This is a genomic window from Pseudomonas sp. 05T35 (assembly GCF_056396605.1).
The window spans coordinates 1-7,674 of record NZ_JBFTLU010000401.1 but is presented as its reverse complement, the minus strand read 5'-3'; the positions used below and the strand labels follow the sequence as shown (position 1 = coordinate 7,674).

The 7,674-nt window shown below is 56.1% G+C and carries 7 protein-coding genes and 1 pseudogene; 6 read left to right on the top strand and 2 right to left on the bottom strand.

The features are described 5' to 3' along the window. Together AC1DH9_RS23825 and AC1DH9_RS23820 are read left to right on the top strand one after the other, a co-directional pair. Positions 1-560 (top strand): alpha-xenorhabdolysin family binary toxin subunit B (locus tag AC1DH9_RS23825; RefSeq protein ID WP_477808887.1); only part of this gene is annotated, 560 nt, incomplete at its 5' end. A 157-nt stretch (positions 561-717) separates the two neighbouring features. After that, on the top strand, positions 718-1,275 hold the full coding sequence (locus AC1DH9_RS23820; protein ID WP_427542667.1) for a protein-tyrosine phosphatase family protein: 558 nt from the start codon (positions 718-720) through the stop codon (positions 1,273-1,275). A gap of 69 nt (positions 1,276-1,344) precedes the next feature. On the opposite strand, the gene AC1DH9_RS23815 is transcribed toward AC1DH9_RS23820, so the two are convergent. Further along, positions 1,345-2,928 carry a peptide chain release factor 3 gene (locus AC1DH9_RS23815; protein ID WP_427530037.1) on the bottom strand — a complete coding sequence of 528 codons (1,584 nt, stop codon included), beginning with the start codon at positions 2,926-2,928 and terminating at the stop codon, positions 1,345-1,347. Positions 2,929-3,342: 414 nt separating this feature from the next. On the opposite strand from AC1DH9_RS23815, the pseudogene AC1DH9_RS23810 reads away from it, so the two are divergent. The 4 genes and pseudogenes from AC1DH9_RS23810 to AC1DH9_RS23795 all read left to right on the top strand — a co-directional run. Next, positions 3,343-3,879 (top strand): annotated as a pseudogene (locus AC1DH9_RS23810) (ABC transporter permease); the annotation flags it as partial. A 24-nt stretch (positions 3,880-3,903) separates the two neighbouring features. Then, positions 3,904-4,797 (top strand): glycine betaine ABC transporter substrate-binding protein, encoded by an 894-nt coding sequence (locus AC1DH9_RS23805; RefSeq protein ID WP_427542673.1) that lies wholly within the window; start codon positions 3,904-3,906, stop codon positions 4,795-4,797. Between the two features lie 12 nt (positions 4,798-4,809). Beyond that, positions 4,810-5,463, top strand: coding sequence for an ABC transporter permease (locus tag AC1DH9_RS23800; protein ID WP_427542676.1), 654 nt, complete (start codon positions 4,810-4,812; stop codon positions 5,461-5,463). After that, positions 5,460-6,617 (top strand): osmoprotectant ABC transporter ATP-binding protein OsmV, encoded by a 1,158-nt coding sequence (locus AC1DH9_RS23795; RefSeq protein WP_427542679.1) that lies wholly within the window; start codon positions 5,460-5,462, stop codon positions 6,615-6,617. Before AC1DH9_RS23800 ends, AC1DH9_RS23795 begins: the two co-directional genes overlap by 4 nt. 57 nt (positions 6,618-6,674) lie before the next feature. Here AC1DH9_RS23795 and AC1DH9_RS23790 read toward each other — a convergent pair whose 3' ends face one another. Then, positions 6,675-7,598 carry a hypothetical protein gene (locus tag AC1DH9_RS23790; RefSeq protein ID WP_477808886.1) on the bottom strand — a complete coding sequence of 308 codons (924 nt, stop codon included), beginning with the start codon at positions 7,596-7,598 and terminating at the stop codon, positions 6,675-6,677. Positions 7,599-7,674: the final 76 nt, after the last annotated feature.

Here is a 7,674-nt window from a genome sequence, read left to right as displayed (position 1 = left end):
TTTCTAAACTGGAAAAGGGCGACGATTATTATGACGTCTTACTAAAGAACAAAAAGTCCCTTGATGCTGCCATTGAACTATTCGAAAGTCAGTCTTTTTATGACAAGATAAGTCCACTTATAGAGCAAGTCGAAGGGGTGGTGACATCCGAATCACCGGCAAATTTCAAACGTACCCTGGTAAAAGAGGGCATCGAAGCAGCGAAGAGCGTTCTTAAAATGGCCGACGCGCAGTTGAAATATGAAGACATGGTGAAAGCCCGAACGGAAATCATCAAAAAGATCATGGCACGAGACCAACGTGCCGACAATACAGATAGGCAACTCAAATACTACTTCGATGAAATAGCACAAATCGAAGATTACGAGCGCTTGCGGGAGCCAAAAAGACAGTATGTCGAAGAGGTCGAAAAAATAATTTCATCATTTGATTCTTTTATCCAAACCGTCTTTTCTGAACCGCCAATAGACCCGATGAGCGTAGCCCAACGTTTTGTAAATAACGCATCTGTTTTTCGGTCTTATGCGGACAACCTCTTCCGGCAGTGGGCTCGTGTTTAATCTGCCCTCACGGGCGTGAGTGCAATTACCACGCTCTATCAAACCATCTGTCGACACCAAGGTATTAATCTGGCCGCCTCTTTTTGTAGCGCCCCCTTCCAGCATTGATAGTGAACACTATCAATGCTGGAAGGGCGAACTAACCTGGAGAACTAAAATGAAAAAAAGTGTCAGCAGCCTGACAGGCTATGTAGAAAAATTGTCATCAGGCAAAACCGCCGTGTTCAAAAACTGGGTTACCTTTGACAAAGGTACAACCAAAGTATTCAGAAGTTCACAGCCATACTACAACGATACAGATGACACACTTCAAAAGTTTGACACACCGGCCATCGCACTTTTAAAAGTCTACAACATCAAAGGCATCATCAGCCTGAATCATAATTTAATATATGAAACCAGCGCAGTAGCATTGAGCAAAGAGAATATCACTTATCACAATCTCGCCATTGTGGATTTCAGCACCCCTTCAGCCAAAGAACTTTTACAGGGGTGTAAGGCCATAGATAGCGTACTGGATAAAGGAGGTAACGCTTTGGTTTATTGTGGTTTTGGCCAGGGAAGGACGGGAACGATGATGACAGCTTATGGAATATACAAACTCCCCAAAGGAAGTCCGGCCTCCAAGTTAGAAGCACTTATCGACGCGTCTACAGCGGAGACCGATGACCAGGAGAAAGCTCTCCGCGAGCTTTACAAAATGCAAAACTCTTAGAAAGACTGTGTATTGGCCAAATGAGGGTGGTCATCATGACCTCCCTCTATCACTGACAACGCTCAGCGCTTAATGATGCTCACGCGTCGCGCGGAATTTCACGTCCGGCCAGCGCTCTTCCATCAGTGCCAGGTTGACCCGGGTCGGGGCCAGGTAGGTCAGGTGGCCGCCGCCGTCGAGGGCGAGGTTTTCCACGGCCTTGACGCTGAACTCTTCGAGCTTCTTCTTATCGCTGCAATCGATCCAGCGGGCGGACCACACGGTGATCGGCTCGTAGGCGCATTCGACCTTGTATTCCTCTTTCAGGCGGCTGGCGACCACATCGAACTGCAGCACACCGACGGCGCCGAGGATGATGTCGTTGCTACGTTCCGGGAAGAACACCTGGGTCGCGCCCTCTTCGGCCAGCTGCTGCAAGCCCTGGCGAAGTTGCTTGGACTTGAGCGGATCCTTCAGGCGTACGCGACGGAACAGTTCCGGGGCGAAGTGCGGGATACCGGTGAAGCCCAGGGTTTCGCCTTCGGTGAAGGTGTCGCCGATCTGGATGGTGCCGTGGTTGTGCAAACCGATGATGTCGCCGGCAAACGCTTCTTCCAGCTGCTCACGCTCGGAGGAGAAGAAGGTCAGCGCATCGCCGATCCGGACGTCCTTGCCGGTACGCACGTGGCGCATCTTCATACCTTTTTCGTACTTGCCGGAGCAGATACGCATGAAGGCAATGCGGTCGCGGTGTTTAGGGTCCATGTTCGCCTGGATCTTGAACACGAAACCGCTGAACTTCTCTTCCACCGGTTCCACGGTACGCTCGTTGGCGACACGGGCCAGCGGCTTCGGTGCCCAGTCGACCACGGCGTCGAGCACGTGATCGACCCCGAAGTTGCCCAGCGCCGTACCGAAGAACACCGGGGTCAGTTGGCCGTCCAGGAATTCCTGTTGATTGAATTCGTGGCAGGCGCCTTGCACCAGTTCCAGCTGTTCGATGAAGCGCTCGTACTCGTCACCCAAATGCGCTCGGGCTTCATCGGAGTCGAGCTTCTCGATGATTTTCACATCGGTCCGCTCGTGGCCGTGGCCTGCGGTGTAGACGATGATGTAGTCGTCGGCGAGGTGATAGACGCCTTTGAAATCGCGGTAGCAACCGATCGGCCAGGTGATCGGCGCAGCCTTGATCTTCAGGACGGCTTCGATTTCGTCGAGCAGTTCGATCGGGTCACGAATGTCGCGGTCGAGTTTGTTGATGAAGCTGACGATCGGCGTGTCACGCAGACGGCAGACGTCCATCAGGGCGATGGTCCGTGGCTCTACACCCTTACCGCCGTCGAGGACCATCAATGCCGAGTCGACCGCCGTCAGGGTGCGGTAGGTGTCTTCGGAGAAGTCTTCGTGGCCCGGGGTGTCGAGCAGGTTGATCATGTGATCGCGATACGGGAACTGCATGACCGACGTGGTAATGGAAATACCACGCTGCTTTTCCATTTCCATCCAGTCGGAGGTGGCATGGCGGTCGGATTTGCGAGACTTCACCGTGCCGGCAACCGCAATCGCCTTGCCCATCAGCAAGAGCTTCTCGGTGATGGTGGTCTTACCCGCATCGGGGTGGGAAATAATGGCGAAAGTGCGGCGTTTCGCGACTTCGGCGGCCTGTTTGGTCATGGGAAATCGCCTGGCAGGTGATTCAAAAAAGGGCGGCGAGTATAGCGTAAACATGGGGCCACGGACCACCGTTCACCCTGTAGCAGCTGCCGAGCTTGCGAGGCTGCGTTCGGCGGCGCAGCCGTCGTAAATCAAAAAACGTGGTCTTTCAGGCATACCGCGCATGACGGTTTTACGGCCGCTTCGCAGCCGAACGCAGCCTCGCGGGCTCGGCAGCTGCTACAGGATGTGAGGCGAATGGGGTGGCTAAATGCTGCTAATTGTGGAACCTTTTAAAGAGTGGAGCCGTCCACTCCCCTGTTACGACCTGTCGTCAGGGGCTGAAATATCAGCAAGTCAGCCTGACGAGGCTGCGCTTATGGCTCGATCTCATGCCGCTTTGCCGGCATCGAACGAGCTGCTTTTCGCGAACAGTTTCCTGCCGGCATCCTCCTCAGCCGCCCGACCATGGTCGGACGCGCCGAACGCTTCATGCAGCTCTTCAACATCGGCAACACCGTCCCGCCTCTCGCCGTACTGGCCATCGCCCTGGGGATTCTCGGGATCGGTAGCGGCCCCGCGATATTTGCGCTGTTCCTCGCGTCCCTATTACCCATCGTGCGCAACACCTACGAAGGCCTGAAAAACGTTCAGGGTTCACTCAAGGAGGCGGCTGTCGGTATCGGCATGACCCCGCGTCAGGTGCTCTGGCGGGTCGAACTGCCGAACGCTGTGCCGATCATCATCGGCGGCGTGCGCGTCGCATTGGCGATCAACGTCGGCACCGCCCCACTGGCGTTCCTGATCGGCGCCAACAGCCTGGGCAGCCTGATTTTCCCTGGCATCGCCTTGAACAATCAGCCGCAACTGATCCTCGGCGCAGTCTGCACTGCCCTGCTGGCCTTACTGCTCGACGGTCTGGTGACACTGGCCAGCCGACTCTGGCTGGAACGCGGTTTACCCCAGTCCTGAATCCGGCTGAGCGAAGGAATAATCATGAAGACATTTAGCTTGTTACTAGGCTGCGTCCTGCTGTGCGCAGGATTTGCCCATGCCGCCGACAAACCGTTGATCCGCATCGGCGCCCGGGTGTTCACCGAACAAACCCTGCTCGCGGAAATTACCTCGCAATACCTGCGGACGAAGGGTTACGAGGTTCAGGTGACCGGCGGCCTGGGCAGCAGCCTGGCCCGCAGCGCCCATGAAAACGGTCAACTCGACCTGATGTGGGAATACACCGGTGTGTCGCTGGTGGCTTACAACCATGTCACCGAGAAACTCGACAGCGAACAGTCCTACGCGCGGGTTAAGGAGCTCGACGCGAAAAAGGGTCTGGTCTGGCTCAGTCCGTCGAAATTCAGCAACACCTACGCCTTGGCGCTGCCGAAGAACGTGGCTGACGAATACCCGCAGATCAACCGCATCAGCGACTTGAACAACGTGCTCGGCGCTGAGGTGAAGGCCAACCACCTGGTGGCTCTGGACACCGAGTTCGCCAACCGTTCCGACGGCCTCAAAGGCATGGTCAAGCTCTACAACATGAACCTGACCCGCAACAATATCCGCCAGATGGACGCCGGGCTGGTCTACACCGCGCTGCGCAATGGCCAGGTATTTGCCGGCCTGGTCTACACCACTGACGGTCGCTTGAACGCTTTCAAGTTGAAACTGCTGGAAGACGACAAGCATTACTTCCCCGACTACACCGCTGCGCCGGTTGTGCGTCAGGTGTACCTCGATGCCCATCCGCAACTGGCCGAACAGCTCAAACCACTGGCCGAACTGTTCGACGACCAAACCATGCGTCAGCTCAATGCGCGGGTCGATGTCGATCATGAAAGCCCTTCCGCCGTGGCCGCAGATTTCTTGCGCCAGCACCCATTGAACTAAGGAGGAAAAGCCATGGAGTTTCTCAACGCCTTTTCCCATCTGGACTGGCCACTCGTCCTGCACCTGACCTGGCAACACGTCACCCTGGTCGGCATCGCCGTGACYCTGGCGATTGTGGTCGGCGTGCCGCTGGGCATTCTGATGACGCGCTTCCCGACGCTGGCCGGTCCCTTGCAAGCCAGCGCCACGGTGCTGTTGACCATCCCGTCGATTGCACTGTTTGGTCTGCTATTGCCGTTCTACTCGAAATTCGGCCAGGGCCTGGGACCGATGCCGGCCATCACCGCGGTGTTTCTGTATTCCCTGCTGCCAATCATGCGTAACACCTACCTGGCGCTGACCGGCGTCGAACCCGGCATTCGCGAAGCCGCACGCGGTATCGGCATGACCTTCGGTCAACGCCTGCGCATGGTCGAATTACCGATTGCGGTGCCGGTGATCCTCGCCGGCGTGCGCACCGCCGTGGTCATGAACATTGGTGTGATGACCATCGCCGCCACCATCGGCGCCGGTGGTCTGGGCGTATTGATCCTCGCTGCCATCAGCCGCAGCGATATGTCGATGCTGATCGTCGGTGCGGTGCTGGTCAGTCTTCTGGCGATCTTCGCCGACCTGCTTCTGCAATGGCTGCAACGTTCGCTGACTCCAAAAGGACTCCTGAAATGATCGAACTTCAAAACCTCAGCAAAACCTTTCACAGCAACGGCAAAGACATCAAAGCCGTGGACTCGGTGAACCTGACCGTCAATGAAGGCGAGATTTGCGTGTTCCTCGGGCCCTCGGGTTGCGGCAAAAGCACCACGTTGAAAATGATCAACCGGTTGATCAAACCAACCTCGGGCAAAATCCTGATCAACGGCGAAGACACCACCGACCTCGACGCAGTGACGCTGCGCCGCAATATCGGTTATGTGATCCAGCAGATCGGCCTGTTCCCGAACATGACCATCGAGGAAAACATCACCATCGTGCCGCGCCTGCTCGGCTGGGACAAACAGCAATGCCACGACCGCGCCCGCGAGTTGATGAGCATGATCAAGCTCGAACCCAAGCAGTATCTGAGCCGCTACCCGCGCGAGCTGTCCGGTGGCCAGCAACAGCGGATCGGCGTGATCCGCGCCCTCGCCGCCGACGCCCCACTGCTGTTGATGGACGAACCGTTCGGCGCGGTCGACCCGATCAACCGCGAGATGATCCAGAACGAGTTTTTCGAGATGCAGCGGGCGCTGGGCAAGACCGTGATCATGGTCAGTCATGACATCGACGAAGCGATCAAGCTCGGCGACAAGATCGCGATCTTCCGTGGAGGCAAGCTGATCCAGGTCGATCACCCGGACACCTTGCTCGCGCACCCGGCGGATGACTTTGTCAGCAACTTCGTCGGCCAGGACAGCACGCTCAAGCGCCTGCTGCTGGTCAAGGCCGAAGACGCGGCGGACAACGCGCCGTCAGTCAGCCCGGAAACGCCGGTGACCGAAGCGCTGGAGTTGATGGACGAACTCGACCGCCGCTACGTGGTGGTCACCTGCGCCGACAACAAGGCCTTGGGTTATGTGCGGCGCCGCGATCTGCACCGTCAGGCCGGCACCTGCGTGCAATACCTGCGCGAATTCAACGCCACGGCAGCCTACGACGAGCACCTGCGAATCCTCTTGTCGCGCATGTACGAGTTCAACCGGTCGTGGTTGCCAGTAATGGATGCCGAGCGGGTGTTCCTTGGGGAAGTGACCCAAGAGTCGATTGCCGAGTATTTGAGCTCTGGCAAATCCCGTGGGGGCAAGACCAGTATCGTTTCGCCGGCAGAGGTTGCGCTGGCCTGACAGGACGCCATCGCGGACAGTTGGGCCGGGGCAGCTTGCCCTTGTCCGCGACACCCTCTATCCCCGCTGACGATCGAGGGGGATGGCCTGATCTTCTTCAATGAACTTGAACATCGCCTGATCTGACGGTGAGACGGGCATGATGATGTAAATAATCGGACGCGAGATGCCTGTCTGAGTCAGAAAGTCCTTTTGATCGTATTGCGCAACTGCCTTACCCTCTGCATTGAAGTAAAAGAACGCCTGCAAAGGCAGTACTTTGCCAATACCCTGTTCCCACTTGGCCAGTCTGATTTCGTTGTAATCATTGAACGAATCTTCGAAGATCAACCCTTGGGCCTTCAACCCTTCGTTAATTGCGCTGACCGCATGTTCACCCAAGRCATCTCGCACATTGAATCCACACATACCACCATAACCTTTATGTTCTTTATAGTGGACAACCCACTGCTCAGCCGTGGTAATTCCCTGGGATTGGCATTCCCGGCTGGTGGGTCCATCCGAACTTTGCCCACACCCCTGATCTTCCCTGTCATTGGTTGCCCCGTCTCGAGGAAAAAAACAAAGAATGTCGATATTTTTCTTGTCCGCAGGCGCATCGCGCTTCGCGTAAAAAATGAAGCCATTCTTGTAAATGTACATGCTCCTGAACCTCGAATCCTGTCTCACGTACGAGGCCGATACGCCCTTGACCGTCGGGCTGGGGTTAGGATCCCACGAGTGATACTGCGTGGAGTGACTGGTGCCTCTGAGAATGACGCCTGAACACTCGAATACTGTGCCCGGGGAAAATGTTCGGCAAACCTTTGGAACGTTGTTATAGCGATCCGTCAGGTTCTTCGCCGTCTGCGGCCCGACAACGCGCAAGTCTTCTATCGCGTTTGCGTCTGGCGGAGCAGATTGTTGTGTAACGGCAAAACCCCGATGATTCACACAGGCTGAAAGCAGCATTGCAGAAATTACCGCAACTATTCTTTTCATCCCCTCACTCCTAGATAAGAAACATCAACTTCCCTGAGCTCCGCACAAACAGAAGCAGCTCCGGGCTAAACATGTA